29 protein-coding genes are annotated in these 25,496 nt (G+C 67.9%); 14 read left to right on the top strand and 15 right to left on the bottom strand.

Going from position 1 to position 25,496, the window contains the following annotated elements:
• The 7 genes from B2515_RS09335 to B2515_RS09305 are packed head-to-tail and all read right to left on the bottom strand — an operon-like array spanning position 1 to position 6,445.
• Positions 1-747, bottom strand: a complete 747-nt coding sequence (locus B2515_RS09335; protein WP_293875937.1) for a dienelactone hydrolase family protein — start codon at positions 745-747, stop codon at positions 1-3.
• Positions 747-1,658, bottom strand: coding sequence for a ParB/RepB/Spo0J family partition protein (locus B2515_RS09330; protein ID WP_293875936.1), 912 nt, complete (start codon positions 1,656-1,658; stop codon positions 747-749). The genes B2515_RS09335 and B2515_RS09330 overlap by 1 nt, the downstream gene beginning before the upstream one ends.
• Positions 1,655-2,437, bottom strand: a complete 783-nt coding sequence (locus tag B2515_RS09325) for a ParA family protein (RefSeq protein ID WP_293875935.1) — start codon at positions 2,435-2,437, stop codon at positions 1,655-1,657. Before B2515_RS09325 ends, B2515_RS09330 begins: the two co-directional genes overlap by 4 nt.
• Positions 2,434-3,051 (bottom strand): 16S rRNA (guanine(527)-N(7))-methyltransferase RsmG, encoded by a 618-nt coding sequence (gene rsmG, locus B2515_RS09320; protein ID WP_293875934.1) that lies wholly within the window; start codon positions 3,049-3,051, stop codon positions 2,434-2,436. Before rsmG ends, B2515_RS09325 begins: the two co-directional genes overlap by 4 nt.
• The gene (gene mnmG, locus B2515_RS09315) at positions 3,048-4,883 is read right to left on the bottom strand and encodes a tRNA uridine-5-carboxymethylaminomethyl(34) synthesis enzyme MnmG (RefSeq protein WP_293875933.1); all 1,836 of its coding nucleotides are present in this window, start codon (positions 4,881-4,883) and stop codon (positions 3,048-3,050) included. Before mnmG ends, rsmG begins: the two co-directional genes overlap by 4 nt.
• 54 nt (positions 4,884-4,937) lie before the next feature.
• Positions 4,938-6,212 (bottom strand): tRNA uridine-5-carboxymethylaminomethyl(34) synthesis GTPase MnmE, encoded by a 1,275-nt coding sequence (gene mnmE / locus B2515_RS09310; protein ID WP_293875932.1) that lies wholly within the window; start codon positions 6,210-6,212, stop codon positions 4,938-4,940.
• A complete protein-coding gene (locus B2515_RS09305) occupies positions 6,212-6,445 on the bottom strand; it encodes a DUF6489 family protein (protein WP_293875931.1) in 234 nt (77 codons plus the stop codon). The genes mnmE and B2515_RS09305 overlap by 1 nt, the downstream gene beginning before the upstream one ends.
• A gap of 74 nt (positions 6,446-6,519) precedes the next feature.
• On the opposite strand from B2515_RS09305, the gene B2515_RS09300 reads away from it, so the two are divergent.
• A complete protein-coding gene (locus tag B2515_RS09300) occupies positions 6,520-7,242 on the top strand; it encodes a dienelactone hydrolase family protein (RefSeq protein WP_293875930.1) in 723 nt (240 codons plus the stop codon).
• A 42-nt stretch (positions 7,243-7,284) separates the two neighbouring features.
• Here the strand turns inward: B2515_RS09300 and B2515_RS09295 are convergent, their stop codons facing one another.
• From B2515_RS09295 to hemE, 4 genes are all read right to left on the bottom strand, one after another.
• Positions 7,285-7,989 (bottom strand): TerC family protein, encoded by a 705-nt coding sequence (locus tag B2515_RS09295; RefSeq protein WP_414711381.1) that lies wholly within the window; start codon positions 7,987-7,989, stop codon positions 7,285-7,287.
• Between the two features lie 143 nt (positions 7,990-8,132).
• Positions 8,133-9,389: a transcription termination factor Rho gene (rho, locus tag B2515_RS09290; protein WP_293875928.1), complete on the bottom strand. Its 1,257-nt coding sequence runs from the start codon at positions 9,387-9,389 to the stop codon at positions 8,133-8,135.
• Positions 9,390-9,567: 178 nt separating this feature from the next.
• On the bottom strand, positions 9,568-10,014 hold the full coding sequence (locus B2515_RS09285) for a CopD family protein (RefSeq protein WP_293875927.1): 447 nt from the start codon (positions 10,012-10,014) through the stop codon (positions 9,568-9,570).
• The gene (gene hemE, locus B2515_RS09280; protein WP_293875926.1) at positions 10,014-11,033 is read right to left on the bottom strand and encodes a uroporphyrinogen decarboxylase; all 1,020 of its coding nucleotides are present in this window, start codon (positions 11,031-11,033) and stop codon (positions 10,014-10,016) included. The genes B2515_RS09285 and hemE overlap by 1 nt, the downstream gene beginning before the upstream one ends.
• Before the next feature lie 364 nt (positions 11,034-11,397).
• Here hemE and B2515_RS09275 point away from each other — a divergent pair, with 364 nt between their 5' ends.
• The 11 genes from B2515_RS09275 to B2515_RS09225 all read left to right on the top strand — a co-directional run bounded on the left by B2515_RS09275 (position 11,398) and on the right by B2515_RS09225 (position 18,417).
• Complete coding sequence (locus B2515_RS09275) at positions 11,398-12,216, top strand: pyruvate, water dikinase regulatory protein (RefSeq protein ID WP_293875925.1); 819 nt, start codon at positions 11,398-11,400, stop codon at positions 12,214-12,216.
• A gap of 130 nt (positions 12,217-12,346) precedes the next feature.
• Positions 12,347-12,940: a Maf family protein gene (locus B2515_RS09270; RefSeq protein ID WP_293875924.1), complete on the top strand. Its 594-nt coding sequence runs from the start codon at positions 12,347-12,349 to the stop codon at positions 12,938-12,940.
• Complete coding sequence (locus B2515_RS09265; protein ID WP_293875923.1) at positions 12,937-13,749, top strand: shikimate dehydrogenase family protein; 813 nt, start codon at positions 12,937-12,939, stop codon at positions 13,747-13,749. Before B2515_RS09270 ends, B2515_RS09265 begins: the two co-directional genes overlap by 4 nt.
• Positions 13,746-14,351, top strand: a complete 606-nt coding sequence (gene coaE, locus B2515_RS09260) for a dephospho-CoA kinase (RefSeq protein ID WP_293875922.1) — start codon at positions 13,746-13,748, stop codon at positions 14,349-14,351. The genes B2515_RS09265 and coaE overlap by 4 nt, the downstream gene beginning before the upstream one ends.
• Positions 14,352-14,358: 7 nt before the next feature.
• Positions 14,359-15,051 (top strand): DNA polymerase III subunit epsilon, encoded by a 693-nt coding sequence (dnaQ, locus tag B2515_RS09255; protein ID WP_293875921.1) that lies wholly within the window; start codon positions 14,359-14,361, stop codon positions 15,049-15,051.
• A 50-nt stretch (positions 15,052-15,101) separates the two neighbouring features.
• Entirely contained in the window at positions 15,102-15,707 is a 606-nt protein-coding gene (hpf, locus tag B2515_RS09250; RefSeq protein ID WP_293875920.1) for a ribosome hibernation-promoting factor, HPF/YfiA family, read from the top strand.
• A gap of 69 nt (positions 15,708-15,776) precedes the next feature.
• On the top strand, positions 15,777-16,241 hold the full coding sequence (locus tag B2515_RS09245; protein ID WP_293875919.1) for a PTS sugar transporter subunit IIA: 465 nt from the start codon (positions 15,777-15,779) through the stop codon (positions 16,239-16,241).
• Positions 16,231-16,686, top strand: a complete 456-nt coding sequence (locus tag B2515_RS09240) for a PaaI family thioesterase (RefSeq protein ID WP_293875918.1) — start codon at positions 16,231-16,233, stop codon at positions 16,684-16,686. The genes B2515_RS09245 and B2515_RS09240 overlap by 11 nt, the downstream gene beginning before the upstream one ends.
• A 7-nt stretch (positions 16,687-16,693) precedes the next feature.
• Positions 16,694-17,020 (top strand): DUF1491 family protein, encoded by a 327-nt coding sequence (locus B2515_RS09235; protein WP_293875917.1) that lies wholly within the window; start codon positions 16,694-16,696, stop codon positions 17,018-17,020.
• Between the two features lie 153 nt (positions 17,021-17,173).
• The gene (locus B2515_RS09230; RefSeq protein ID WP_293875916.1) at positions 17,174-17,857 is read left to right on the top strand and encodes a cell wall hydrolase; all 684 of its coding nucleotides are present in this window, start codon (positions 17,174-17,176) and stop codon (positions 17,855-17,857) included.
• Positions 17,858-17,919: 62 nt separating this feature from the next.
• Positions 17,920-18,417: an MmcB family DNA repair protein gene (locus B2515_RS09225; protein ID WP_293875915.1), complete on the top strand. Its 498-nt coding sequence runs from the start codon at positions 17,920-17,922 to the stop codon at positions 18,415-18,417.
• Positions 18,418-18,433: 16 nt separating this feature from the next.
• Here B2515_RS09225 and ribA read toward each other — a convergent pair whose 3' ends face one another.
• From ribA to B2515_RS09205, 4 genes are all read right to left on the bottom strand, one after another.
• Positions 18,434-19,492, bottom strand: a complete 1,059-nt coding sequence (gene ribA, locus B2515_RS09220; RefSeq protein WP_293875914.1) for a GTP cyclohydrolase II — start codon at positions 19,490-19,492, stop codon at positions 18,434-18,436.
• On the bottom strand, positions 19,489-20,280 hold the full coding sequence (locus B2515_RS09215) for an exodeoxyribonuclease III (protein ID WP_293875913.1): 792 nt from the start codon (positions 20,278-20,280) through the stop codon (positions 19,489-19,491). The genes ribA and B2515_RS09215 overlap by 4 nt, the downstream gene beginning before the upstream one ends.
• 266 nt (positions 20,281-20,546) lie before the next feature.
• A complete protein-coding gene (locus B2515_RS09210; RefSeq protein WP_293875912.1) occupies positions 20,547-21,164 on the bottom strand; it encodes a LolA family protein in 618 nt (205 codons plus the stop codon).
• A 136-nt stretch (positions 21,165-21,300) separates the two neighbouring features.
• Complete coding sequence (locus B2515_RS09205) at positions 21,301-23,616, bottom strand: DNA translocase FtsK (protein WP_293875911.1); 2,316 nt, start codon at positions 23,614-23,616, stop codon at positions 21,301-21,303.
• A gap of 144 nt (positions 23,617-23,760) precedes the next feature.
• Between B2515_RS09205 and B2515_RS09200 the strand changes: the two genes are divergently transcribed.
• Both B2515_RS09200 and B2515_RS09195 read left to right on the top strand, forming a co-directional pair.
• On the top strand, positions 23,761-24,975 hold the full coding sequence (locus B2515_RS09200) for a UbiH/UbiF/VisC/COQ6 family ubiquinone biosynthesis hydroxylase (protein ID WP_293875910.1): 1,215 nt from the start codon (positions 23,761-23,763) through the stop codon (positions 24,973-24,975).
• Positions 24,972-25,496 carry a hypothetical protein gene (locus tag B2515_RS09195; RefSeq protein WP_293875909.1) on the top strand — a complete coding sequence of 175 codons (525 nt, stop codon included), beginning with the start codon at positions 24,972-24,974 and terminating at the stop codon, positions 25,494-25,496. The genes B2515_RS09200 and B2515_RS09195 overlap by 4 nt, the downstream gene beginning before the upstream one ends.

Genomic DNA, 25,496 nt, shown 5'->3' with positions numbered 1-25,496 from the left:
TCAGCGCGGCGTCAACACCCGCGCGAACAGCGACAGCGCCCAGCCCGTCGCCTCGGCGAACAACGCCGGGTCGTAACGCGGCCCCTCGTCGCGCAGGAACGCATGCTGCGCATTGACCTCATGCCATTGATAGGTCGCGCCGACCGCCTCCAGCCGCGCGCGGATCGCCTCGCGGCCGGCGAAGGGCACATGCGGGTCCTGCCGCCCGAAGACGAACAGGGTTTCCGCCTGCAATTCGGCCATGCGGGCGAGGCTGTCGTCCGACTGCCCCTCGCCCAACGTGCCGGAGTGGATATCGGTCGGATAGAAGAGCGCGGCCGCCGCGACGCGCGGATCGAGCGCCGCCCGATAGGCGAGATGCCCGCCGAGGCAGACGCCGACCGTCCCCAGCCGGCCGTTGCACGCCGGATGGGCCGCCAGCGCATCCAGCGTGCGCGTGGCATCGGCATCGAACGCCGCCACCGGCTTGGCGAACTTCAGCGCATTGCCGCGATCGGTGCCTGCAGCATCATAGGCCAGCACCGTCCCCGGCGCCTCATAATCGTGATAGACCTCCGGCACCGCGACGATATGGCCATGGCCCGCGAACCAGGCCGCCAGTCGCCGGATCGGCGCGGTGACCTGATAGATCTCCGAATAGAGCACCAGCCCCGGATAGCGGCCCGCGTCCGCCGGGCGGAACCAATGTACCCGCATGACGCCGTCACCCGCGGGCAGGTCGTCATGTTCGTCCGATCGCAGGATCATCAGATCGTATCGCCGGTCAGGCGCTGGCAGACCATGTCGAGCTGGTCGAGCGTCGCATAGGTCAGCGTCAACGTGCCGCCCTTCTCGCTATGCGCCACACGGACGTGCAGGCCGAGCAGATCGGACAATTGCCGTTCGAGCGCGGCGATATCGGCATCCGGCGCCGCGGCGGGTGCGGGGTGGCGGCTGCCACCGCCCCCTGCCCGTTCGGGTTTGGCACCCTTGGCGAGCTTTTCGGTTTCGCGCACCGACAGGCCGCGCGCGACCACCTGCTCCGCCAGCGTCTCGACGTCGCGGGCGCCGAGCAGCGCGCGGGCATGCCCCATCGACAGCGATCCGTCGGTCACCCGATCCTGCACCGCCGCCGGAAGTTCCAGCAATCGCAACAGGTTGGCGACATGGCTCCGCGATTTGTGGACGATCTTGGCCAGCGCCTCCTGCGTATGGCCGTAATCGCCGGCAAGCCGTTGATAGGCCTGCGCCTCTTCGATCGCGTTGAGGTCCTGACGCTGGATGTTCTCGATCAGCGCGATCTCGAGCGTCTGCGCATCGTCGAAGTCGCGGACGACGACCGGCACCTCGTGCAATCGTGCGCGTTGCGCCGCGCGCCAGCGGCGTTCGCCGGCGACGATCTGATAGTCGTGGCCGTGCGGGCGAACGACGATCGGCTGGATCAGCCCGCGCGACGCGATCGATGCCGCCAGCTCGTCGAGCAGGGCATCGTCGAAATGCCGGCGCGGCTGGTCGGGATGCGGCGACAGCGCGCTGACCGGCAGCATCCGCACGCCGGTCGGGACGCTGCCCTTCGTGCCCGGTGCGACGGGGGCTTCGCTCGCCATCTCGCCGAGCAGCGCGCTCAGCCCGCGACCGAGCCCGCCCGGCCGGCCGGCCCGCTTCGTCGCATCGCTCACGCCGCCACCGCCGTCGTCTGCGGCAGGCGCGCGATCAGCTCGCGCGCGAGATCGATATAGGCTTGCGAGCCGGAGCAGCGGTGATCGTAGATCAGGGCCGGCAGCCCGTGGCTCGGCGCTTCGGACAGTCGCACGTTGCGCGGGATCACCGTGTCGAACACGACCCGCCCCAGCACCGCGCGCACGTCGGCCGACACCTGTTCGGTCAGCCGGTTGCGGCGATCGTACATGGTGAGCGCAACGCCGAGGATGGCGAGGCCGGGATTGAACCGTTCGCGGATCCGCTCGACCGTGGTCAGCAATTGCGAGAGCCCCTCCAGCGCGAAGAATTCACACTGCAGCGGCACGAGCAATTTGTCCGCCGCGACCATGGCGTTGATCGTCAGCAGACCGAGCGACGGCGGGCAGTCGATCAGGATGATGTCCCACCGCCCCTTCACCTGTGCCAGCGCCCGGTCGAGCCGGTGGGTGCGGTGATCGAACTCGACCAGTTCGATCTCCGCACCCGACAGGTCCTGCGTCGCGGGGACCAGATCGAGCCGGGGAACGCGGGTGGTGATGACCGCATCCGCGATCTCCGCCTCGCCGACGAGGACGTGATAGCTCGACCGACCGCGCTGTGCGTGGCCGACGCCAAGGCCGGTCGAGGCGTTACCCTGTGGATCGAGATCGATCAGCAGCACGCTCTTGCCGGTGGCCGACAGCGCCGTGGCGAGATTGATCGCGCTGGTCGTCTTGCCGACGCCGCCCTTCTGATTGGCCACCGCAATAGTCGTCATCGTGCAGGTCCCCTGCTGCGCTCGACGATCAGGATCGAAGAATCCGGATCGGTCACGGAATGTTTCACGTGGAACAATCGGGTTCGGTCACGTCGGAGAATGTCGAGCTGGTCCGGCTCGATCCGCCCCCGAGGCAATATCCACCGCGTGTCCGGTGTGGCGCAATGCCCTGCCGCTTGCAAAAGCTTTTCGACGGATGCGACCGCACGCGCCGAAATAACCGCGAAACGCCCTGATACCGCTTCGACCTTGCTGGCGAGGACGACCGCATTGGAAATGCCCAGCCGGTCGACGCAATCCTGCAGGAAGTCGGCGCGCTTCTTCCGCGGTTCGACCATCGTGACCGGCCCGTCGCGCAGGAGCGCAACGATGATGCCGGGGAAGCCGCCGCCCGTGCCGATGTCCAGCCATGCGCCGATCGATTGTTCCACGTGAAACAATAGCTGTGCCGAGTCCAGGCTGTGCCGTGCCCAGATCATCGGGATCGTGGAGGGCGCGATCAGGTTCTGCCGTGCATTCTCTTCGCGGACGAGGTCGAGGAATGCCGCCACCCGCTCCGTCTTCCGGTCGCCGAACCGGTCGGCGATCTTTGCCCTGGCTTCGTCCTCGGTCATGCCGCCCGCCGCTGTGCATAGAGATAGATGGCAGACAGCGCTGCCGGCGTGACCCCGCGCACCCGCGAAGCCGCCCCCAGCGACCCCGGCTGTGCCACGGTCAGTCGATCGATCATCTCGTTCGACAGACCCGGTATCGCGGCATAGTCCAGCCCGTCGGGGAGCGGGACAGCCTCCTCCCGCCGCATCCGCGCCACCTCTTCCGCCTGCCGCTCGAGATAGGGCGCATAACGCGCATCCTCGACAATTTCAGTCAGCACCGCGTCGCCCGCTACGGTGAACACGTCCAGCGCCACGACCTCGAGCATCACCGATGGCATCCGCAGCCAGTCGTACAGCGTACGCCGGCTGCCATCCTGCGCCACCTGCACGCCCAGCCGGGCAAGGTCCAAAGCCGTACGCTCCGCTGCCAACAGCTGGCGCACATGCGATCGTTCCCCGGCGCGACGATGCTGGTGCGCCAGCCGCTCGCCACCGAGGCAGCCCAACCGCGCCGCCGTCTCGCCCAACCGGGTTTCGGCATTGTCGGCGCGCAGCGACAGCCGAAACTCAGCACGCGCGGTGAGCATGCGATACGGTTCGGTCACGCCCTGAAGCACCAGATCGTCGATCATCACCCCGGTATAGCTCGACGCGCGATCGAGTACGCAGGGTTCGAGATCGCACGCCTCGGCGGCCGCGTTCAGCCCGGCGATCAGCCCCTGTCCGGCTGCCTCCTCATAGCCGGTCGTGCCATTGAGCTGGCCCGCGCAATAGACACCGGGGATCGCGGCCAGCGCCAGTCGCGCGTCCAGCGCCCGCGGATCGAGATAGTCATATTCGACCGCATAGCCGGGCATGGTGATCGCGGCGCGTTCGAGCCCGGCGATACTGCGGATCATCGCCGCCTGGACGTCGGTCGGCAGAGAGGTGGATAGTCCGTTCGGATAGACGGTCGCATCGTCCAGCCCCTCGGGTTCGAGGAAGACCTGATGGCCATCGCGGTCGCCGAAGCGATGGACTTTGTCTTCGATGGACGGACAATAGCGTGGCCCCTGCCCCTCGATCGCGCCCCCGAACAAAGGCGACCGATCGAGGCCACCGCGGATGGCATCATGGGTCGCCGCATTGGTGCGGGTGATCGCACAGGCGACCTGCGGCAACAGCCGCCGCCCGGCCATCGGCGACATCGTCCAGGGCTCGGGATCGGAATGCTGTTCCTCCAGTCGACCCCAGTCGATCGTGCGGCCGTCAAGCCGTGGCGGCGTGCCGGTCTTGAGCCGTTCCAGCGGCAGCGCCAAGGCGCGGAGCTGTTCGGCGAGCTTGCGTGCCGGCCGTTCGCCAATTCGCCCGCCCTCGTGCCGTTCGTCGCCACGGAACATCCGGCCGCCCAGGAACGTGCCGGTGGCGAGGACAATGGTACGGCCGTGGATATGGCTTCCGTCCGCCAGCACGACGCCGGTTGCGCGATCGCCGGTCAGCACCAGCGCATCGACATCCCCCTCGCCGATCGTCAGGCACGGCTGGGCCGCAAGCATCCGCTGGACCGCACCGGCATAAAGCCGCCGGTCCGCCTGCACGCGCGGGCCGTGAACCGCCGCGCCCTTGCTGCGGTTGAGCATGCGATAGTGGATCGCCGCGGCATCGGCGGCCCGGCCGATGAGGCCATCGAAGGCGTCGACCTCGCGGACGATATGCCCCTTCCCCAGCCCGCCGATCGCGGGATTACACGACATCGCGCCGATATAGCGGCGGTCGTGGCTGATGAGCAGGGTATTGGCTCCACGCCTCGCGGCGGCTGCGGCGGCTTCGGTGCCGGCATGGCCACCGCCGACGACGATCACGTCATACATGATCTGCGCCTAAGCGAGTGGTGCGGTCAGGTCAAAACTGTTCCACGTGGAACATCATTTGCCGATACAGAAGCGGCCGAACAGATTGTCCAGCATCGCCTCCGTCGCATCGATCCCAAGGATCTGCCCCAGCGCGCGGGTGGCGAGACGCAATTGCTCACCGATGATGAGCGGATCGCCCTCGTCCTCCTCCAGGGCCGAAAGGGCGTGCCGGCATGCGTCCCGCTCGCTCTCGCGAAAGGTGATCGCGTCGCCCCGCGGCAACAGCCGTTCCGCGCGATCGGCGATGATATTCCACAGCGCCTCGATGCTGGCCAAGTCGTTCTGCGACACGCTCACCTCCGCGTCCGGCACGGCTTGACGGTCCGGCTGATCCGCCCGCGCGCGTACCCAGACCGCATCGGGTCGCGGTGGCTGCGCGTCCCCGAGCCACAGCAACAGGTCCGCCCGTGCGACCGATGCCTCGGCCCGCGTCACGCCGATCCGCTCGACCGGATCGTCGCTCTCGGTCAGTCCGGCGGTGTCGGTAAGGACGTAGACCAGCCCCGCCCGCGTCACCGTCGCCTCGATCCGGTCGCGTGTCGTCCCCGCGATCGGCGACACGATTGCCAGCTCGCGCTGGCTGAGCAGATTGACCAGCGTCGACTTGCCGCTGTTCGGCGGGCCGGCGAGAACGACATGCACGCCGTCACGCAGCCGCTCGACCGATGGATTGGCGAGCACCGCGCGCAATTCCGCGGCCAGCGCCGCCTTGCCCACACGGATGGACGCGAGCGCCGCATCGTCACCGGCGACATCGTCCTCATCCGCGAAGTCGAGCTGCGCTTCGATCAACGCGGCGAGCATCGCCAACTGATCGAGCCAGTCGCGCACTCGCTGGCTGACGATCCCTTCGGCCGCGGCCAGCGCCGCGATCCGCTGCCGTTCGGTATCCGCCGACAGCAGGTCGGCAAGGCCTGATGCCTCGGCCAGATCGATGCGCCCGTTCGCCAGCGCGCGCCGGGTGAACTCACCGGCGACGGCGGGTCGCAGGCCGGGCTGCGCCGCCAGCGTCGCGAGCACCGAAGCGATCACTGCGCGCCCGCCATGGCAATGCAGTTCGGCCAGATCCTCGCCGGTCGCCGTCGCCGGACCGGGAAAGACCAGCACCAGCGCGCGATCGAGCAGATTGCCCCGATCGTCGCGCAAGGCCCGCACCCGCGCGCTGCGGACCGGCGGCAGCAATCCGGCAATCCGCGTCACGGCGGCGAACGCTTGCGGGCCGCTTACCCGGATCACCCCGATCCCCGCCGGCGCCGCGCCGCTCGACAACGCGAAGATCGTGTCCATCAATTGCCGGTCTTCGTCGCCTGTTCGAACATCTGCCGCCACATCGCGAAACCGGCCTCGCTCATGGGCGTCCAGCTCTTCATCATGTTCTCGAGCAGTTCCGGGCGAACCTGTCCGTTCATCGTTTCGAGCAGGGATGCGATATAGCGTTCGTGCAACGGCGTGAGGTCGGGCAGGCCCATCGCGCGGCGTGCCTCCTCCGGGGTCAGATCGATATCCACCGTCACCTTCATTGCGCATCGCCCCTTGAGCAGCCCTGTGGCGCATTGCATAGCCCAGCACGCCCCGACGCGCGAGAGGACCCCCCATGACCAAGACCATCCAGATCGAGACACTCGACGGCAACGGCACGTTCGACGCCTATGTTGCCGAACCGGCCGGCACTCCCAAAGCAGCGATCGTCGTCATCCAGGAGATATTCGGGGTGAACGCCGGAATCCGCAGCAAGTGCGATTCGCTGGCAGCGGCAGGATATCTCGCGCTTGCTCCCGACCTGTTCTGGCCGATCGCTCCGGGTATCCAGCTCGATCCCGACGTGCCCGACGAGATGCAGCAGGCGCTCGGGCTGATGGGCAAGTTCAACCAGGATGCCGGCATCCGCGATATCGAAGCGACGATCCGCACCGCGCGCGGCCTACTCAACGACGCGCTCGCCGGCACCGGCCTCGTCAGCAAGGTCGGCGTCGTCGGCTATTGCCTCGGCGGGCGCCTCGCCTTCATGACCGCGGCGCGGACCGACGTCGATGCCTCGGTCGGCTATTACGGCGTGGGCATCGACGGCCTGCTGCGCGAGGCACATGCCATCGCCAGGCCGGTGCTGCTCCACGTGCCGGAGGAGGACCATTTCGTCGACAAGGCAGCACAGGCGGCGATGCACGCCGGGCTGGACGATCACCCCAAGGTGACGCTGTACGACTATCCGGGCGAGGATCACGGCTTCGCGACGGAGTTCGGCGATCGGCGCTCCGATGCCGCTGCCGAGCAGGCGGACGCCCGTACCGGCGCCTTCTTCGCCGAGCATCTCGGCTGATCGATCAGAACGAAAAAGGGGGGCTCGACGGCCCCCCTTCCCTTATCCGAACAGCTTCATGACCCCGACGTTGGGATCGACGACCCCTTCGTAGATCATCTTGCCGGCGACGTAGAGGATCACCAGCAGGCCGATATAGGCGATCCAGCGATAGCGCTCGATATACTTGGCGATCAGGTTCGCGGCGATGCCCATCAGCGCCACCGACAGCAGCAGGCCGATGATGAGGATGCCGGGATGGTCGCGCGCCGCGCCGGCGACGGCGAGCACGTTGTCGAGGCTCATCGACACGTCGGCGACCGCGACCGCCCAAGCGGCGGCGGCGAAGCTCTTGGCCGGACGCAGGCCGGCGGTTTCGTCCCCGTCGATCTCGGGCGATCCGGCATTGTGGTTTTCGCGCAGCTCGCGCCACATCTTCCACGCCACCCACAGCAGCAGGATACCGCCGGCGAAGATCAGGCCGATGACGCCGAGCAGCCAGCTGACCGCGAGCGCGAAGATGATCCGCAGCACCAGCGCCGCGAGGATGCCGATCAGGATGACCTTCTTGCGCTGGTCGATCGGCAGGCCCGCCGCCAGTGCGCCGACGACGATCGCATTGTCGCCGGCCAGCACGATGTCGATCATCAGCACCTGAAAGAAGGCCGACAGCGCGGCGGGGCTGGTGATGTTGGAAAAATCGTTGACGATATGCTGCCAGATCTCGGCCGGAGACCCCGGCCCGCTGGCGGCGGCGGCGCTCAGCATGGCGATGATGGACACGTTTCACACTCCCGGTTGACGATCAGGTCCATAACGCAGCAACGCGCGAAAGCCATGGGCTCCCGCGCGTTGTTGGCTTGCCTTGTCGTCGGAGGGGGGCGGCGGCGCCGGCCCGCCGTCCGGGCCGGCTATTGGTTCATCGAGTCGAAGAAATCCTCGTTGGTCTTCGAATTCTTCATCTTGTCGAGCAGGAACTCCATCGCGTCGATCGTCCCCATCTGCATGAGGATGCGGCGCAGCACCCACTGCTTCGACAGCTTGTCCTTGTCGACCAGCAGCTCTTCCTTGCGGGTGCCGGACTTGCCGACGTCCAACGCCGGGAAGACGCGCTTGTCGGCGACCTTGCGGTCGAGGACGATTTCCGAGTTGCCGGTGCCCTTGAACTCCTCGAAGATCACCTCGTCCATGCGGCTGCCGGTGTCGATCAGCGCGGTGGCGATGATCGAGAGCGAACCGCCCTCCTCGATGTTGCGCGCCGCACCGAAGAAGCGCTTGGGCCGCTGCAGCGCATTGGCGTCGACGCCGCCGGTCAGCACCTTGCCCGATGACGGCACCACGGTGTTGTAGGCGCGGCCGAGACGCGTGATGCTGTCAAGCAGGATCACCACGTCCTTCTTGTGCTCGACCAGCCGCTTGGCCTTCTCGATCACCATTTCGGCGACCTGGACGTGGCGCTGCGCGGGTTCGTCGAAGGTCGAGGAGACGACCTCGCCCTTCACCGACCGCTGCATGTCGGTCACTTCCTCGGGCCGCTCGTCGATCAGCAGCACGATCAGGAACACCTCGGGATGGTTGTCCGAGATGGCGCGGGCGATGTTCTGGAGCATCACCGTCTTGCCGACGCGCGGCGGCGCGACGATCAGCGTACGCTGGCCCTTGCCCTGCGGCGACACGATGTCGATAACACGCGCCGACTTGTCCTTCTGCGTCGGATCGGCGGGATCGAGCGTCAGCTTCGATTCCGGATAGAGCGGCGTGAGGTTGTCGAAGTTGACCCGGTGGCGGACCGCGTCGGGATCGTCGAAATTGACGGTGATGAGCTTGGTCAGCGCGAAATAGCGCTCGCCGTCCTTGGGCGCGCGGATCTCGCCCTCGACGGTGTCGCCGGTGCGCAGGCCGTGTTTGCGGACCTGGTTGGGCGAGATGTAGATGTCATCGGGTCCGGCGAGATAATTGGCCTCCGGGCTGCGCAGGAAGCCGAAGCCGTCCTGCAGGACCTCGATCGTGCCGAGGCCCATGATCTGGTCGCCATTTTCGGCCTGCACCTTCAGGATCGCGAACAGCAGGTCCTGCTTGCGCAGCGTCGAGGCGCCCTCGACCCCCAGCTCTTCGGCCATGCTGACCAGCTCGGCGGGGGTCTTTTTCTTCAAGTCTTTGAGATGCATGGAAAAATCCGAATGCGTAGTCGGGGGAGATAGCTTGGGTCGGCGAAGGAACCGCAGCGACGAAAAGCTGGAGAGGAAACGCGGAGCGGCCGGACGGCCGCTCTACGCGAGAGCAGGAGGTAAGAGGGGGCGGCCGGTTCGTCAAGCGGATTGGCGCGCGGGGTCAGATGATCCGCCGTCAGAACGGCTTTACGAACACCAGCACGACGATCACCGTCGCCGCCAGCGCCGGGACCTCGTTGAGCATGCGCAATCGCCGCCCGTCGAACCGCATCACGCCCTTCGCGAGCTTGCGCGCATAGCCGACCGCCCAGCCGTGATAGCCTGACAGCAGCAGCACGAAAAGCAATTTCGCATGCAACCACCCCTCGCCCCAATGCTGGCCGATGGTGGCGAGCAGCAGGCCGAGCAGCCACACCGCGATCATCGCGGGGGTCAGGATGATCGCGCGGATCTTGCCCTCTCGCTCGACCCACAAGGCCGCTTCCTCGCTCCGCCCCGCGACCAGCGCCTCCTGATGATAGACGAGGTAGCGCGGCAGCATGAACAGGCCCGCCATCCAGAAGATGACGAAGATCACATGCGCCGCGACGATCCACAGATAGGCACCCGCCAGTACGTCCATCACGATCCCCTCACCCGCGCGACCAGTTGCTCGACATGCGCGATCGGCGTGAACTGGCCGATGCCATGGCCGAGGTTGAAGACATGCGGCCGGTCCGCGAACGCCGCCAGTACCCGGTCGGTGCCGTCGTCGAGCGCCGCACCGCCGGCCATCAGGGCCAGCGGGTCGAGATTGCCCTGCACCGGCAGCCCGGCCGGCAGCACCGCATTGGCCCAGACGGGATCGACCGTCTCGTCCAGTCCGATCGCATCCACCCCGGTCTCGCGCGCATAGGCGGGCAGCTTGCCGCCCGCGCCCTTGGGAAAGCCGATGATGCAGGCGTCCGGGCAGCGCGCGCGCAACCCCGCGACGATCGCCGCATTGGGCGCGATCACCCAGCGTTCGAACTGCGCCGGCGACAGCGATCCCGCCCAGCTGTCGAATAGCTGCACCGCCTCCACCCCCGCGGCGATCTGGCGCGCCAGATACTCCACCGTCATCGCGACGATCGCATCGACGATCGCCTGAAACGCGCCCTCGTCGGCATAGGCGAAGCCGCGCGTCTCATGCTGGTCCTTCGATCCCTGGCCCGCGACCATATAGGTCGCCACCGTCCACGGCGAGCCGGCAAAGCCCAGAAAGCTGGTCTCTGGCGGCAAAGCCGCGGCGACCCGCTCGCAGGTACCATAGACCGGCTCGAGGCGCTCAGGCACGCGTTGCAGCGCGTTCAGTGCGGTATCGATCAGCGGTGGCGTCAGCCGCGGTCCCTCGCCCGGCCCGAAGGTCAGGTCCTGCCCCAGCGCCCAAGGCACCATCAGGATGTCCGAGAACAGGATCGCCCCGTCGAAGCCGAAGCGTCGGATCGGCTGGACCGTCACCTCCGCCGCCGCATCGGGATCGGTGGCGAGCGCGAGGAAGCCCCCCTTCTCCGCCCGCAGCGCACGATACTCGGGCAGGTAGCGTCCGGCCTGACGCATGAGCCACATCGGTGGCACGGCCGGTTTCGCACCGCGCAACGTCGCGAGGAGCGGCTTGTTCACAGGATCGGACAGGGCTTCTTCCTATAAAAGAATCTTGAGAAAGGATGATGCAGTGGTTGGCACGTGGATAACGGGATAAGCGGTTTCATGCCCTAACCACCCACAGGTTGACCGGCAAGGATCGGCGATTCCGCGGGGATTCGGGATTGCCCGTCCCCATCATCCACAGGCTGTGGATAAAACCATGCCCTGTGAGCGCAAATGTGGACAATATGCGGGTTGTCCACGGCGCGACGGCGGGTTGGCGAGGGTGCCGACTTATCCTATCCGTTCCGCCCATGTTATCCACAGAACCGTGCCTGTCGTCAGAACCCTCGTTGAGGACGCGGGCCGGCACCGCGCCCTGCGCGGGAGGGCGGGCGATATGATGCGCCTCCACCTCCATCTGCTGTCGGATTCCACCGGCGAGACGCTGGAGAACATCGCCAAGGCGGCGCTCGCGCAATATGACGACGTTGAGACGGTCCGTCATTTCTGGCCGATGGTCCGCACCGAGGCGCATCTCGAACGCATTCTGCAGGAGATCGCGCAGAACCCGGGTCTGGTGATCTTCACCCTGGTCAACGTCGCGACCCGCCGCATCCTCGAACAGCGCTGCCTTGCCCTTGGCCTGCCCGCGGTCGCGCCGCTCGATCCGGTCAACGATGCGCTGTCGGGGCTGCTCGGCCAGCAGGCGAAGGCGCGTCCCGGTCGCCAGCACGCGCTCGACGCCGCCTATTTCGCGCGGGTCGATGCGATCCAGTGGACGATCGCGCATGACGACGGCATCGCGTCGGAGGATTGGGAGGAGGCGGAGATCGTCCTCGCCGGGGTCTCCCGCTCGTCGAAGACGCCGACCTCGATCTACCTCGCCAATCGCGGCTGGAAGACCGCTAACATCCCGATCGTCGTCGAAAGCCCGCCGCCGCGCATCCTGTTCGGGCTGAAGAACCCGCTGGTCGTCGGCCTGACCACCAGTGCCGACCGGCTGATCCAGATCCGCCGCAACCGGCTGCTGTCGCTCAACCAGATGCCCGACACCGCCTATGTCGAGGAGGAGGCGGTGACGCGCGAGATCGCTTATGCCCGCCGCATGTTCGCCGACAACGGCTGGCCGGTGATCGACGTCACCCGCCGCTCGATCGAGGAAACCGCGGCGGCGATCATCGCGCTCGCCAACCAGCGCAAGGCGGGCGTGGTGTGATCGACTGCCGTCTTCCAATTCCGTCATCCCCGCGCATGCGGGGATCCATAGGCGCGAACGCATCGTATCCATCGCTGCCGTCAGCCAGTCTGGATCCCCGCCTGCGCGGGGATGACGAGGAAACATTAGCATGACCCCCCTGCTCCTCGCCTCGCAGAGCGCATCCCGCCGCGCGATGCTCACCGCCGCCGGCGTGCCGTTCGACGCGACCGCGGCGGGCGTCGACGAAGATGCCGCCAAGGCGGCACTCGCCGGATCAAAGCCGCGCGACCTCGCCGATGCGCTCGCCGAGCTGAAGGCGGTGAAGGTCAGCCTGCGTCAGCCGGGCCGGCTCGTGCTGGGCAGCGACAGCGTCGTCGCGCTCACGGACGGTACGTTGCTCGACAAGCCGGAAAGCCGGGAACAGGCCGCCGAGCACCTCGCCCGCATGTCCGGCGCGCGCCACGACCTGTGGAGCGCCGCGGTGATCGCGGAGGGCGGTCGCCCGGTCTGGCGGCATGTCGAGGCGGCGCGGATGCACGTCCGTCCGCTCTCGCCCGCGTTCATCGATGCGTATCTCGATCGGGAATGGCCGGCAATCAGCGGCTGCGTCGGCTGCTACCGGATCGAGGGCCCCGGCGCGCAATTGTTCAGTCGCATCGACGGCAGCCAGTTCACCGTGCTCGGCCTGCCGCTGCTCAACGTCCTCGACTATCTCCGCGTCCGCAAAGTGATCCCCGCATGACCCGTCCTTATGCCGAAGTGATCGGCGATCCGATCGTCCAGTCCAAATCGCCGGTCATCCACGGCTTCTGGCTCGACCAGCTCGGGCTCGACGCCGAATATCGCAAGACGCTGGTGACGGCCGAGGAACTGCCCGCGTTCTTCACGCAGCGCCGCGAAGACCCCGACTGGCGCGGCTGCAACATCACCATGCCGCACAAGCTCGCCGCGCTCGACCATGTCGATGACCGCGGCGACGTACGCGGCGGGATCGGCGCGATCAACACCGTCTTCCGTGCCGAAGACGGCACGCCGGTCGGCACCAACACCGATGCCGGCGGCTTCTATGCGCCGCTCGCCGGCTTCGACTTCGCCGGCAAGCCGGTGACGGTCATCGGTGCGGGCGGTGCGGCGCGGGCGATCCTGTTCGCGCTGGCGCGGATGGACGTCGGCCCGGTGACGATCATGAACCGCAACACGCTGAAGGCCGGCGTGCTGCTGTCGTCCTTCGGCCTCAAGGGGCAGGCGTTGCCGCTGCAGCCGGCGGCGGCGCCATCGGCACTGCTGGTCAACGCCAGCACGCTCGGCATGGCCGGCCAGCCGCCGCTCGACCTCGATCTCGGCGCGCTCGATGCGGAGGCGGTCGTCTACGACATCGTCTATTCGCCGCTGGAGACGCCGCTGCTCGCCGCCGCGCGGGCGCGCGGGCTGGAGACGGTCGACGGGCTGGAGATGCTGATCGGGCAGGCGGCGCTCGCGTTCGAACTGTTCTTCGGTGCGGCGCCACCGCGCGATCGCGACGACGAGTTGCGCGACCTGCTGCTGGCATGACCGGACGTCCCCTTACCCTGGGGCTGACCGGATCGATCGGCATGGGCAAGTCGACGGTCGCGGCGATGTTCGCCGACGAGGGGGTGCCGGTGTTCGACGCCGATGCCGCGGTCCATCGCCTGCAAGGGCCCGGCGGCCGGGTCGTTGCCGCGATCGAGGCGGCGTTTCCCGGCACCACCGGCGCGGGCGGCGTCGACCGCCCTGCCCTCGCCGCTGCGGTGCTCGGCGACGATGCGGCGATGAAGCGGCTTGAGGCGATCGTCCATCCCGCGGTGGGCGAGGAGCGCGCCTCCTTCCTCGCGTCGAACGCCGCCGCGCCGCTGGTCGTGTTCGACGTGCCGCTGCTGTTCGAAACCGGCGGCGACCGCGCGGTCGACCGGATTGCGGTCGTCTCCGCCGCCCCGGAGGTGCAGCGCGCCCGCACGCTCGCGCGCGCCACCATGACGCCCGCGAAATTCGACGCGATCCTTGCCCGCCAGCTGCCGGACGCGGACAAGCGCGCGCGTGCCGACTTCGTCATCCCCACCGACGTGTCGCTCGACCGGACGCGCGACACCGTCCGCCATGTGATCGCTTGCATGGTGCCCGCCACAGGCGGATAGAGGTGGCATGCGCGAAATCGTCTTCGATACCGAAACCACCGGCCTGAGCTTCGCCGGGGGCGACCGGCTGGTGGAGATCGGCTGCGTCGAGATGGTCAACCGGGTCGAAACCGGCCGCACCTTCCACGCGTATTACCATCCCGAACGCAACATGCCGGCCGAGGCGCAGGCGGTGCACGGCATCTCCGAAGCGTTTCTGAGCGACAAGCCGAAGTTCGCCGAGGCGGTCGACGATCTGATCGACTTCCTCGGCGATGCGCCGCTGGTCGCGCACAATGCCGGATTCGACTTTTCCTTCCTCAACGGCGAGCTGACCCGCTGCGGGCGGCAGATCGTCCACATCAACCGCATGGTCGACACGCTGCAGATCGCGCGCAGCCGCCACCCCGGCGCCAAGCATACGCTCGACGCGCTGTGTTCGCGGTTCGGCGTCGACCGGTCGCATCGCGTGCTGCACGGCGCCCTGCTCGACGCGCAGCTGCTCGCGCAGGTCTATGTCGAGCTGCTCGGCGGCCGCCAGATCGGATTGGGGCTGGTCGACGATGCGCCGGTCGTCGAATCGGCGCAGATCGTCGTGCGCCGCCCGGTGACGGTGCGGCCGCCGCGCACGTTCCGGCCGTCCGATACGGAACTTGCGGCGCATGCGGCATTTGTTTCGAAATTGCAGGATCCGCTTTGGGGGGTCGCGGCGTTCGAATAACGCCAATCGGGTGAAGGCCAACAGGCCAGCCCACATCAATGGAGAAGACAATGGATATCCGGATCTCTGGTCATCAGGTCGCGACCGGCGACGCGCTCAAGGATCATGTGAGCGACCGGCTTCAGGGTATCGCCACGAAATATTTCGCCCGCGCCCTCTCGGCAGAGGTGACGTTCGGCAAGGGGCCGCACGACGTCGGCTTCAAATGCGACATCGTCGTCCACGTCATGAAGGGGCTGGTGCTCAAGGGCAGCCATCAGGCGCAGGAGGCGCATCTCGCCTTCGATGGCGCGGCCGCCAAGATCGAGACGCAGCTGCGCCGCTACATGCGCCGCCTGAAGGATCGGCATGCCAGCGAGGCGGCGGCGATCCAGGAGGATATGGGCTATGACAATGCCGGCTATACGCTGTTCCAGGAGACGGTCAGCGAGGAGGATGTCGGCGACGCGCCGCTTATCATCGCCGAAACCCGCGTCGACATTCCCGATGCCAGCGTGTCCGATGCGGTGATGATGCTCGATCTGCGCAACACCGCTGCGCTGTTGTTCAAGAATGCCGGCACCGGCGCCTACAACATGGTCTATCGCCGCGGCGACGGCACCATCGGCTGGGTCGAACCGCAGCGCCAGCAGGTCCAGCAGCCCGCCGCCAGCTGATCTGTCGCAACCCCGCCGGATCGTCTACGGGGTCCGGCGGGGTCCTTTTCTTCGAAATTCGAGTCAGCCATGAACGACTTCAGCGATCTGCTGCGCCCGGAGGCGGTCTACAAGGACGTCGCCGTCGCCCATAAGAAGGCGCTGTTCGTCCAGCTCTGCACCGCCACCGATGCGCTCGGCCTCGACGGGCGGCTCACCGCCGAACGGCTGGCGGCGCGCGAGAAGATCGGGTCGACCGGCTTCGGCGGCGGCGTCGCCATCCCGCATGCGCGGCTGCCGGATATCGATACGGTCACCGGCGTGTTCATGCGGCTCGCGCAGCCAATCGAATTTGACGCGGTCGACGATCTGCCGGTCGACCTCGTCTTCATGCTGGTGTCGCCGGTCGATGCCGGGGCGGAGCATCTGAAGGCGCTGGCGCGCGTCTCGCGCCGCCTGCGCGACCGGACGTTTCTCGCCAAGCTGCGCGGCGCGGGGTCGCCGGATGCGCTTTATGCGCTGTTCACCGCCGATGCTGCGCGCGATGCCGCCTGACGCCGGCGCGAGCGCGCATTTCCGCAGCCTCGAATCGCTCTACGCCGCAGCACCGATCAACCGCCTGTTCGATTCCCGACTGGAGATCGTCGAGGCCGGCGTGGCGCGCATCCACTTCAACCTCGACGAACGGCATTATCATGCCGCCGGCGCGGTCCACGGCACCAGCTACTTCAAGATGCTCGACGATGCCGCCTTTTACGCGGCGAACAGCCTCGTCACCGACCGGTTCCTGCTGACCACCGCGTTCAACCTGCTGCTCACTCGTCCGCTGAAGGCGGGGCCGGTCGTTGCCGAGGGTCGCTGGATCAGCGGCAAGCGGCGCGTCTATGTCGCGGATGCGCGGCTGATCGATGCGGATGGCGAGGAAGCGGCGCGCGGCACCGGCACCTTCATGCGCTCGCAGATCGCGCTGTCCGGCCTGCCCGGCTATCGTCCCGCGTGACCGGGCGATGACCGCCCGCCTGCCGACGCACCTGACCATTGGCGTGCTCCTGCGGCGGGTCAACGACGCCGGCGGCATCGCGATGGTCCGCGCCAAGGGCGACCCGCAGGGTGGCGCGATCCTGGTGCTGATCGAGGATCGTTCAGGTCCCGTACGGGTTCTGGAACGCACGATCGGCATGGATGGAGCAATATCCCTGACCGATTCGGTCCCTTCCGACGGCGCCGAATCCTACTGGCGGCGGCGGCGGATGAACGATCCCGATCTGTGGGTCGTGGAACTGGACATCCCGGAAGCCGAACGGTTCGCCGCTGAAACGATCCTGTCGAATTGACACATGACGCTGCTGTGACGATGGCCTCGCGCACAGTGAAAGCGCGTTGTGCCGCGCCTGGGTGCGATCCGGGTCGGTGACGCAGTCGGGGGGATGCCCGGACGATCGGCCAGCCGATCGGGTCCGTGGTCCAACCGCATATCGAATACGTTAATGACGATTATGCAGCGCGCCGCGGCCATCGCGGTGATGACTTTCTCTCTGGCGGGCCTCATCAGCCACAGCTCGCCAGTCCGGGCCTCGGACCTCAATCGCGGTGCGATTCCGGCCCCGACCTCGACTCTTCAGGGTAACAACCCGGCGGCCCCCGCATCGGTTCCCGCACTTGACGCCCCCGCCCCTGCTGCCAGCGTCACGCCGCAGTTCGGCCCCGCCCAGGCGGTGGTGCAGCCCCTCCCCGCGGTCGCGATGACCGAAGACGACGATTACGACAGCCTCGCCGAAGCCGTTGCAGCGCAGGACAGCGCGCAGGTCGATGCGACGCAGCGCTGCCTCGCCGGCGCGATCTATTTCGAATCCAAGGGCGAGCCGCTCGCGGGCCAGCTCGCCGTCGCCAACGTCATCATCAACCGTTCGAAGTCGGGCCGCTTCCCGTCCGACGTCTGCTCGGTCGTCAAGCAGCGCGGCCAGTTCAGCTTCGTGCGCGGCGGCGAAATCCCGTCGATCGACGAGGGTCGCACCGCCTGGCGCACCGCGCTGGCCGTCGCTCGCGTCGCGCTCGATGCGGAATGGGACAGCCCCGCTCCCAAGGCGCTGTTCTTCAACACGCCGGATCGTCGCCCGGGTGGCAACGTCACCAAGATCGCGATGATCGGCAACCACGTTTTCTATCGCTGATTTCGAACACGAATACCGGCGGGGCTCTTGCTCCGTTCGCTGAATGTTCCTAAGCGGGGGTCATGTTGGACATGGCCCCCGTTTCGTGTCTGGATGGCGGCGATCCCGCCATTTGTGCCGCCGATGTCGCGCGCGGCGTGACGCGGATGCTGCTCCGCCACGACCTCACCACCATCCCGGAAGTCCCGGTGGAGGGCGGCCGCCGCGCCGACCTGATGGCGATCGACGCGCGCGGGCAATTGGTGATCGTCGAGATCAAGGTGTCGCGCGCCGATCTGATGGGCGACGGCAAATGGCCCGATTATCTGGGCTCCTGCGATCGCTATTACTGGGCGGTGCCGGCCGGGTTCGACACCACGCCGCTCGACGGCCATGCTTTCCTGCCCGAACGGACCGGGGTGATCGTCGCCGATCGCTACGATGCGGCGATCGTGCGCGAGGCGCATACCGTGCCGCTGCCGGCGCATGTGCGCAAACGCTGTACGCTGGCCTTCGCCCGGCGGGCGGCGCGACGGCTGACGGGGTTGATCGATCCGGAGGCGCTGGCGCTGTCGGCCTGAACGCCGGCGCGAGCGGCTACAATTGGTGGCCGGTGCGGTCGCGCTTGGTTGCGAGATAGCGTTCGTTGTGCGGATTGGGCGGCAGCGCGTGCGGTACCCGCTCCGCGACGTGCACGCCGGCGGCTTCCAGTCCCGCGACCTTGGCGGGATTGTTGGTCAGCAGCCGCACGTCGCGCTGGCCGAGCAGGTCGAGCATCCGCGCCGCCACGCCGAAATCGCGGGCGTCGACCGCGAATCCCAGCCGCGTGTTGGCATCGACGGTGTCGAAGCCCTGATCCTGCAGGGCATAGGCGCGCAATTTGTTGACGAGGCCGATGCCGCGCCCCTCCTGACGCAGGTAGAGCAGGATGCCCCAGCCGTTGGCGCGGATCGCCTGAATCGCGGCGCGCAGTTGCGGACCGCAGTCGCATTTGAGGCTGCCGAGCACGTCGCCGGTCAGGCATTCGCTGTGCAGCCGCACCAGCGGCGGCGATCCGTTGGGCTGGCCGATCAGCAGCGCGACATGCTCGTCGCTCGAATCGGCGGCGCGAAAGGCGACGATCTCCGCATCCTCGGCACCGTCGACCGGCAGGCGGGCACGGGTGGCGAGGCGCAATGTCCCGGCGTCCTGATGCCCGTCGATGCCGGCGGGGGTGATCGTCAGTTCGGGGTCCGCGCCGTCGATGACGAAGGCGGGCAGCAGCCCCGCGATCCGCGCCAGCCGGATCGCGGCAAGGCTCGCGACGGGCCGGGTCACCGCCGCGGTGCGGAACGGGCCCTTCAGCGGCGTCGCGAGATCGAATTGCGGATCGGCGAGCGCCACGGCGGTGTTGAAGTCGAGCCAGGGTGCCGGTTCGATCACCACCGGCGTATCCGGATCGGCGGCGGCGAGCTGGTTGGTCAGCTTCAACGTCGCCGCCCGCCCGCTCGAGATCAGCAGCGGAAAGCCGTCGGGCGCGAATGCGGCCAGCCCGACCGGATCGGCGGTCTCGACCGCGAGCAGGGTCAGGGGGGCCTCGCCCGGCGCCTGGATCGCGATCGGCCAGCCGCGGCGCAGCGCGTCGATCGCGCGCGCGACGTCCCGCGCCGCGGTCAAAAGGCGAACTCGGTCATGATCGGCACATGGTCCGACGGCTTGAGCCAGCTGCGACAATCTTCGAAGACGGTGTGGGCCACCGCCTGCGCGGCAACGTCGCCGGTCGCCCACATATGGTCGAGGCGCCGGCCGCGATCGTTCTTCGTCCAGTCGGGCGAGCGATAGCTCCACCACGTGTGGAGCCGGGCTGGGGCGGGGTGGAAGTGGCGGCCGAGATCGACCCAGTCGTTCGACGCCTGCAACCGGTCGAGCGCCGCGACCTCGATCGGGGTGTGGCTGACGACCTTGAGCAGCGCCTTGTGACTCCACACGTCGCTCGGCAGCGGCGCGATGTTGAAATCGCCGGTCAGGATCGTCGGCACCGCCAGATCCTGCGACCAGGCGGTCATCCGTTCGACGAAATCGAGCTTCTGCCCGAACTTCGGGTTCACGTCGCGGTCCGGCACATCGCCGCCGGCGGGGACGTAGACATTCTCCAGACGGACGCCGTTGGGCAGGCGGATGCCGACATGCCGCGCCTCGCGATTGGCCTGCCAGTCGAAGCGGTCGTCGGCGACGATCGGTACGCGGCTGAGGATCGCGACGCCGTGGTGCATGCGCTGGCCGTGGATGACGATATGCTCGTAGCCGAGCGCGCGGAAGGTTTCGAACGGGAAGTCGGCGTCGATCACCTTGGTTTCCTGCAGGCACAGGATGTCCGGTTCGGCCTCGCGCAGGAACTGCTCGACGATGGCGATCCGGAAGCGGACCGAATTGATGTTCCAGGAGACGATCTTCACAGGCCGCATCTAGGTCGGGCGCGGGGGGCGGGCAAGGTCGGGCGATCGGCACGGGGCACGGGCGAAGCCCATGTCGCCGGACGCGCCTGCACGACACGCCGACGCAGAAAGGCCCCCGCTCCGGGGGCATGGAGCGAGGGCCGACCTAGCGTTCGTCACGCAGGCGGGAAGTGGTGACTATCGTCCGGGCAACAGGGGGAAAAATCCCGGACGCCCCACATCCGCACGAGCCTTCTAGGCCAGCAAACCTGTCGCGTGGATGAATGGCCGATCGGTCAGCGGACGTTCGGCCGTCGCGGGTCGTTCCATTTGAACGTTCCGTCGCTCACCGGCACGCCGAACCGCTGATTCGACAGGCGAATCGTCGTGCGGTTGTTCTGGCTGTCGAGCGCGACCCAGCCCTGCAGCGCGAGTCCGGCCGGCGCGGCGCCATCGCGGGCGAAGATCAGCGTGATCTTGCCATATTCGGGGTGTTTGGGGTCGTTCGCCTCGACCGAGACGACCCGGTCGTTGCCGGTCTGGACCAGCCGGGCATAGCGGGTGATGTCGCGCGACGGATCGAGCAGCACGCCCAGCGGGGAATTCCGGATCGGCCAGCGCTGCACCTGCCGTACCGAATAATCGATGAAGGTCAGCGCGCCGCCCTCCGCGACGATCAGGATCGGCACGCCCTTCTCATATTGGAAGCGCAGCTTGCCGGGCTTCTTGAGCGTGAAGGTGCCGGTCAGCACCTTGCCGTTGCGATCGGTCTGCGTGAAGTCGGCGGTCATCGTCTCGACCGACTGGAGATGGCGCTGCACCGCGGCCAGATCGCCGGACGCCTGCGCGGGCAAGACGGCGGGCGCGGCCAGGACGAACGGTGCGGCGGCGAGGGCGAAGGCATGTCGGATCATGGGGGTCCTGTGGATTTTGCGCATTGAATGCCTGCTGAACCGGAGCGTTCCCGTCACCCTCGCCCATCGCAGCCTTCGGCGTCTCTCCCTGTCCCGGCGGGAGAGGGGAAAGCAGGGTCAGGGCAGGCGGGATACGCTAGATCGCATGCCCTTCGGTATCGCGCAGCACCTCGCGGCGGCCGACATGGTCGGGGCGGCTGACGATGCCGTCCTTCTCCATCTTCTCGATCAGCCGTGCGGCGGAATTGTAGCCGATGCGCAGCTGGCGTTGCAGCCAGCTGGTCGAGGCCTTCTGCGATTCGCACACCAGCTGGATCGCGCTGCGATATTGCTGGTCCTCCGCCGAATCCTCGCCCTCCGGCGCGCCTTCGAGTGCGAAGCCGTCCTCGGGCTCTTCGGTGACCGAGCTGATATAATCGGGCTGGCCCTGCGCGCGCCAGTGATCGGCGATGCCGCGCACCTCGTCGTCGCTGACGAAGGGGCCGTGGACACGGACGATGCCCTTGCCGCCGGGCATGTAGAGCATGTCGCCCTTGCCGAGCAGCTGTTCGGCGCCCTGTTCGCCAAGGATGGTGCGCGAATCGATCTTGCTGGTGACGTGGAAGCTGATCCGCGTCGGCAGGTTCGCCTTGATGACGCCGGTGATGACGTCGACCGACGGGCGCTGCGTCGCCATGATGAGGTGGATGCCCGCCGCGCGCGCCTTTTGCGCGAGCCGCTGGATCAGGAATTCGACCTCCTTGCCCGCGGTCATCATCAAATCGGCGAGCTCGTCGACGATGACGACGATCTGCGGCAGCGGTTCGTAGTCGAGCTGTTCCTCCTCATAGACCGGCTGGCCGGTGTCGGGATGGTAGCCGGTCTGGACGCGGCGGCCGAGCCGCTGGCCCTTGGCCTTGGCGGCGCGGACCTTGTCGTTGAAGCCCGCGAGGCTGCGCACGCCGACCGAGGACATCTGGCGATAGCGGTCCTCCATCGTCTCGACCGCCCATTTCAGTGCGCGCACCGCCTTGGCGGGATCGGTGACGACGGGGGAGAGCAGATGCGGGATATCGTCGTACATGCTCAGTTCGAGCATCTTGGGATCGATCATAATCATCCGGCACTGGTCCGGCGTCAGCCGGTAGAGCAGCGACAGGATCATGCAGTTGAGCCCGACCGACTTGCCCGAACCGGTCGTGCCGGCGACGAGCAGGTGCGGCATCGGCGCAAGGTCGGCGATGACGGGATCGCCGGCGATGTTCTTGCCGAGAATGATCGGCAGCTGCGCGGCCTGATCCTCGAACGTCTGGCTGCCGACCAGTTCGTGCAGCGACACCGATTCGCGCTTGGCGTTGGGCAGTTCGATGCCGATGACGTTGCGGCCCGGGATCACCGCGACGCGCGCCGACACCGCCGACATGTTGCGCGCGATATCGTCGGCGAGCGCGATGACGCGGCTCGCCTTGATGCCCGGCGCGGGTTCCAGTTCGTACATCGTTACGACCGGACCGGGGCGCACCTCGTTGATGACGCCATGTACCTTGAAGTCGTCGAGCACGTTCTCGAGCAGGCGGGCGTTGCGTTCCAGCGCCGCCTTGTCGATCGTCCCCTTGGGGACGGGCGGGGCCGGGGTCAGCAGGTCGATCGACGGCAGCGCGAAGGTGTGGCCGAGGTCGAGGCTCTGCTGGCGCGGCTTCTGCCGGGCGGCGGAGGGCGCGAGGTTGCGATCGGCGATGACCGGGGCAGGGCGCGGATCGGGCTCCGCCACCGCGCGCGGCTCGATGACCTTGCGCGCGAGCTGGAGCGGTTCCTCCTCCTCGTCTTCGTCCAAATCGTCATAGGCGTCGGCGATGTCGTCGCCGTCGGCGCGCAGGCGGCGCAGGCGGAAGCGGCGATCGCCGAGATCGATTTCGAGGCTTTTCGCCCAGATGATGATGCCGGCGACGCCGACGATCAGGCCGATGCCGCGCGCCGCCCAGCGTTCGGCGCCGGGCTGGCCGAGGAAGGCGAGACCCCATTCGACGAGATGCGCGACCGACAGGCCGACGACGCCGCCCCAGCCGGCGGGGAGGGCGAGGACCGAGGAATCGGAGACGAAGGCGAGCGCCGAGGCCATCAGCGCGACGCCGATCGCGGCATTGCGCAGCATCGCCAGCCAGCGCCCCGGCGGCTGGTCGCGCCACAGCCGCGCAGCGACGATCGGCGCGATCGGCAGCAGCAGGGCGACCGCCGGCCCGAACACGGTCAGCGCCAGATCGGCGAACCACGCACCCGGCGGCCCGGCGAGATTCTGGATCGGCCCGCCCGACGCGGTGTTGAGCGCCGCGTCACTGGCGCGATAGCTCGCCAGCGCCAGCACCATCAGCAGGGTGAAGAGGAACAGCGCGATCGACGCGATCAGCGCACCGCCGCGTACCGCCCCCGCCTTCACCGTCTCACGCAACAAGCCTGGCTGCGCACGGCTCGCCATCGCCCGATCCCTTCAATGTCGCGAAAATGCCGCGGAATCATCGGGCCGCGCGTGCGTTACGTCAAGGCGGCTGCAGTGGATCGGGCGTCGACCGGATGTGGACCGGCCGTTGGCACGCATGCGTTGCGCTTGTAGGGAGGCGATATGGACACAGACGTCATCATCCTGGGCGGTGGCTTGGTCGGCGCCACGCTGGCGCTCGCACTGGACGCGCATGGCGTCACCAGCACCGTCGTCGATCCCGCCGATCCGGCGGTGATGCTGGCGCCGGGGTTCGACGGGCGCGCCTCGGCGATCGCGAGCGCGACCGGGCGGATGCTCGATGCGATCGGGATCGGCGCCGCGCTGGCGGGGCAGGGGTGTGCGATCCGCCATATCCGCGTCAGCGACGGGCTGGCGCCGGGCAAGCTCGACTTCCGGCCCGACGAGGGCGACGGCGCGCTCGGCACGATGTACGAGAACAAGCTGCTGCGAAAGGCGCTGTTCGAGGCGGCGAGCGCGGCGCGCCACGTCGACCTGCGCATGCGGACGCGCGCGACCGACATGGTGCGCGGCCCGGCCGGCGTCGTCGCGACGCTGGACGACGGCAGCACCGTCCGCGCGCCGCTGCTGATCGCGGCGGAGGGGCGCAATTCGCCGACGCGCGAGGCGGCGGGGATCACCGTCGCGCGCTGGCAATACGATCATGCCGCGATCGTCGGGGCGTTCCACCACGCCTATCCGCACGAGGATATCGCCTATGAGATCTTCTATCCGGCGGGGCCGTTCGCGCTGCTGCCCCTGCCCGACGACGAAATCGGCCATCGCTCGGCGATCGTCTGGTCGGTGAAGGGCGCGGACGGTCCGGCGATGATGAAGCTGGGCGATCGCGCCTTCCTCGCGGAGGCGACCAAGCGCATGGGCGGGTTCCTTGGCGAACTCAGTGCCGCCAGCCCGCGTGCGAGCTATCCGCTGGGCTTCCACCATGCGGCGCGGATCACGGCGGAGCGGCTGGTGCTGGTCGGCGACGCCGCGCACGGCATCCATCCGATCGCGGGGCAGGGGCTCAACCTCGGCCTGCGCGATGCGGCGACGCTGGCGGAGGTGCTGGTCGACGGCAAGCGGCTGGGGCTCGACCTCGGCGATCCGGCGCTGCTCGAACGCTACCAGCGCTGGCGGGGGCTCGACACGTTCATGGTCGCGGCGGCAACCGACACCCTGACCCGGCTGTTCGGCATTCCCGGCCGAACCGCGAGCGCGGTGCGCCGGTTCGGGATCAGTGCGGTCGACAGACTGCCACCATTGAAGGACCGGTTCATGGCCGAAGCGCGCGGCGAAAGCGGGACGCTGCCCAAGCTGTTGCAGGGCCTGATGGTGTGAGCGAGCCGGTGGCGCATCCGCCGTTGCGCAAGGCACAGGGTGGCGTCGCGCGCGGGATCGGCATCGGCCTGGGCCTGACGATCGCGGCGGTCATCATCGGCTACAGTCGCAGCGCCGCGGCGACTCTGGAAAGCCGCGTCGCCACGCTGGGCATCGCCGTGCTGGTGCTCGGCCTGTGGCTGGCGGCGGCGATCGGCGTCGTCGCACGCCGGCGGTTCGCGTCGAACACCGCCATCGACGGTGGCGACCGGGTCGATCCGCGGGTCGATGCGGGCAATGCGATCCTGCGCAACACGGCCGAGCAGGTCCTGCTGGCGGGACTTGCGTACACCGCGCTGACGCTGCTGAGCGATCATGCGCGTGTGCCGGTGGCACTGTTCGCCGCCTGTTTCTCCGCCGGGCGGCTGCTGTTCTGGACGGGCTATCGCGATGGCGCGGAGGCACGTGCGCTGGGCTTCGCGCTCACCTTCTATCCCAGCGTCGCGGCGCTGCTGATGGCGGCGGTGGCGCTGATCCGGTAG

The organism is Sphingomonas sp. UBA978 (assembly GCF_002292295.1).
Classification (GTDB): domain Bacteria; phylum Pseudomonadota; class Alphaproteobacteria; order Sphingomonadales; family Sphingomonadaceae; genus Sphingomonas.
Note: the sequence above shows the minus strand (reverse complement) of the source record. Positions and strands in the feature narration are given on the sequence as shown.

Bases quoted from the DNA above. Each gene is read 5' to 3' on its own strand.
- mnmE (WP_293875932.1), bottom strand. From the start codon at position 6,212: ATGGACACGATCTTCGCGTTGTCGAGCGGCGCGGCGCCGGCGGGGATC.
- B2515_RS09265 (WP_293875923.1), top strand. From the start codon at position 12,937: ATGACCCGTCCTTATGCCGAAGTGATCGGCGATCCGATCGTCCAGTCC.
- B2515_RS09240 (WP_293875918.1), top strand. From the start codon at position 16,231: ATGCCGCCTGACGCCGGCGCGAGCGCGCATTTCCGCAGCCTCGAATCG.
- B2515_RS09200 (WP_293875910.1), top strand. From the start codon at position 23,761: ATGGACACAGACGTCATCATCCTGGGCGGTGGCTTGGTCGGCGCCACG.
- B2515_RS09305 (WP_293875931.1), bottom strand. From the start codon at position 6,445: ATGAAGGTGACGGTGGATATCGATCTGACCCCGGAGGAGGCACGCCGC.
- B2515_RS09335 (WP_293875937.1), bottom strand. From the start codon at position 747: ATGATCCTGCGATCGGACGAACATGACGACCTGCCCGCGGGTGACGGC.
- rsmG (WP_293875934.1), bottom strand. From the start codon at position 3,051: ATGACCGAGGACGAAGCCAGGGCAAAGATCGCCGACCGGTTCGGCGAC.
- B2515_RS09270 (WP_293875924.1), top strand. From the start codon at position 12,347: ATGACCCCCCTGCTCCTCGCCTCGCAGAGCGCATCCCGCCGCGCGATG.
- B2515_RS09230 (WP_293875916.1), top strand. From the start codon at position 17,174: ATGACGATTATGCAGCGCGCCGCGGCCATCGCGGTGATGACTTTCTCT.
- hpf (WP_293875920.1), top strand. From the start codon at position 15,102: ATGGATATCCGGATCTCTGGTCATCAGGTCGCGACCGGCGACGCGCTC.
- dnaQ (WP_293875921.1), top strand. From the start codon at position 14,359: ATGCGCGAAATCGTCTTCGATACCGAAACCACCGGCCTGAGCTTCGCC.
- coaE (WP_293875922.1), top strand. From the start codon at position 13,746: ATGACCGGACGTCCCCTTACCCTGGGGCTGACCGGATCGATCGGCATG.
- B2515_RS09235 (WP_293875917.1), top strand. From the start codon at position 16,694: ATGACCGCCCGCCTGCCGACGCACCTGACCATTGGCGTGCTCCTGCGG.
- B2515_RS09285 (WP_293875927.1), bottom strand. From the start codon at position 10,014: ATGGACGTACTGGCGGGTGCCTATCTGTGGATCGTCGCGGCGCATGTG.
- B2515_RS09210 (WP_293875912.1), bottom strand. From the start codon at position 21,164: ATGATCCGACATGCCTTCGCCCTCGCCGCCGCACCGTTCGTCCTGGCC.
- B2515_RS09205 (WP_293875911.1), bottom strand. From the start codon at position 23,616: ATGGCGAGCCGTGCGCAGCCAGGCTTGTTGCGTGAGACGGTGAAGGCG.
- B2515_RS09295 (WP_414711381.1), bottom strand. From the start codon at position 7,989: ATGCTGAGCGCCGCCGCCGCCAGCGGGCCGGGGTCTCCGGCCGAGATC.
- B2515_RS09275 (WP_293875925.1), top strand. From the start codon at position 11,398: ATGATGCGCCTCCACCTCCATCTGCTGTCGGATTCCACCGGCGAGACG.
- B2515_RS09215 (WP_293875913.1), bottom strand. From the start codon at position 20,280: ATGCGGCCTGTGAAGATCGTCTCCTGGAACATCAATTCGGTCCGCTTC.
- B2515_RS09300 (WP_293875930.1), top strand. From the start codon at position 6,520: ATGACCAAGACCATCCAGATCGAGACACTCGACGGCAACGGCACGTTC.
- B2515_RS09225 (WP_293875915.1), top strand. From the start codon at position 17,920: ATGTTGGACATGGCCCCCGTTTCGTGTCTGGATGGCGGCGATCCCGCC.
- B2515_RS09245 (WP_293875919.1), top strand. From the start codon at position 15,777: ATGAACGACTTCAGCGATCTGCTGCGCCCGGAGGCGGTCTACAAGGAC.
- mnmG (WP_293875933.1), bottom strand. From the start codon at position 4,883: ATGTATGACGTGATCGTCGTCGGCGGTGGCCATGCCGGCACCGAAGCC.
- rho (WP_293875928.1), bottom strand. From the start codon at position 9,389: ATGCATCTCAAAGACTTGAAGAAAAAGACCCCCGCCGAGCTGGTCAGC.
- B2515_RS09325 (WP_293875935.1), bottom strand. From the start codon at position 2,437: ATGACGACTATTGCGGTGGCCAATCAGAAGGGCGGCGTCGGCAAGACG.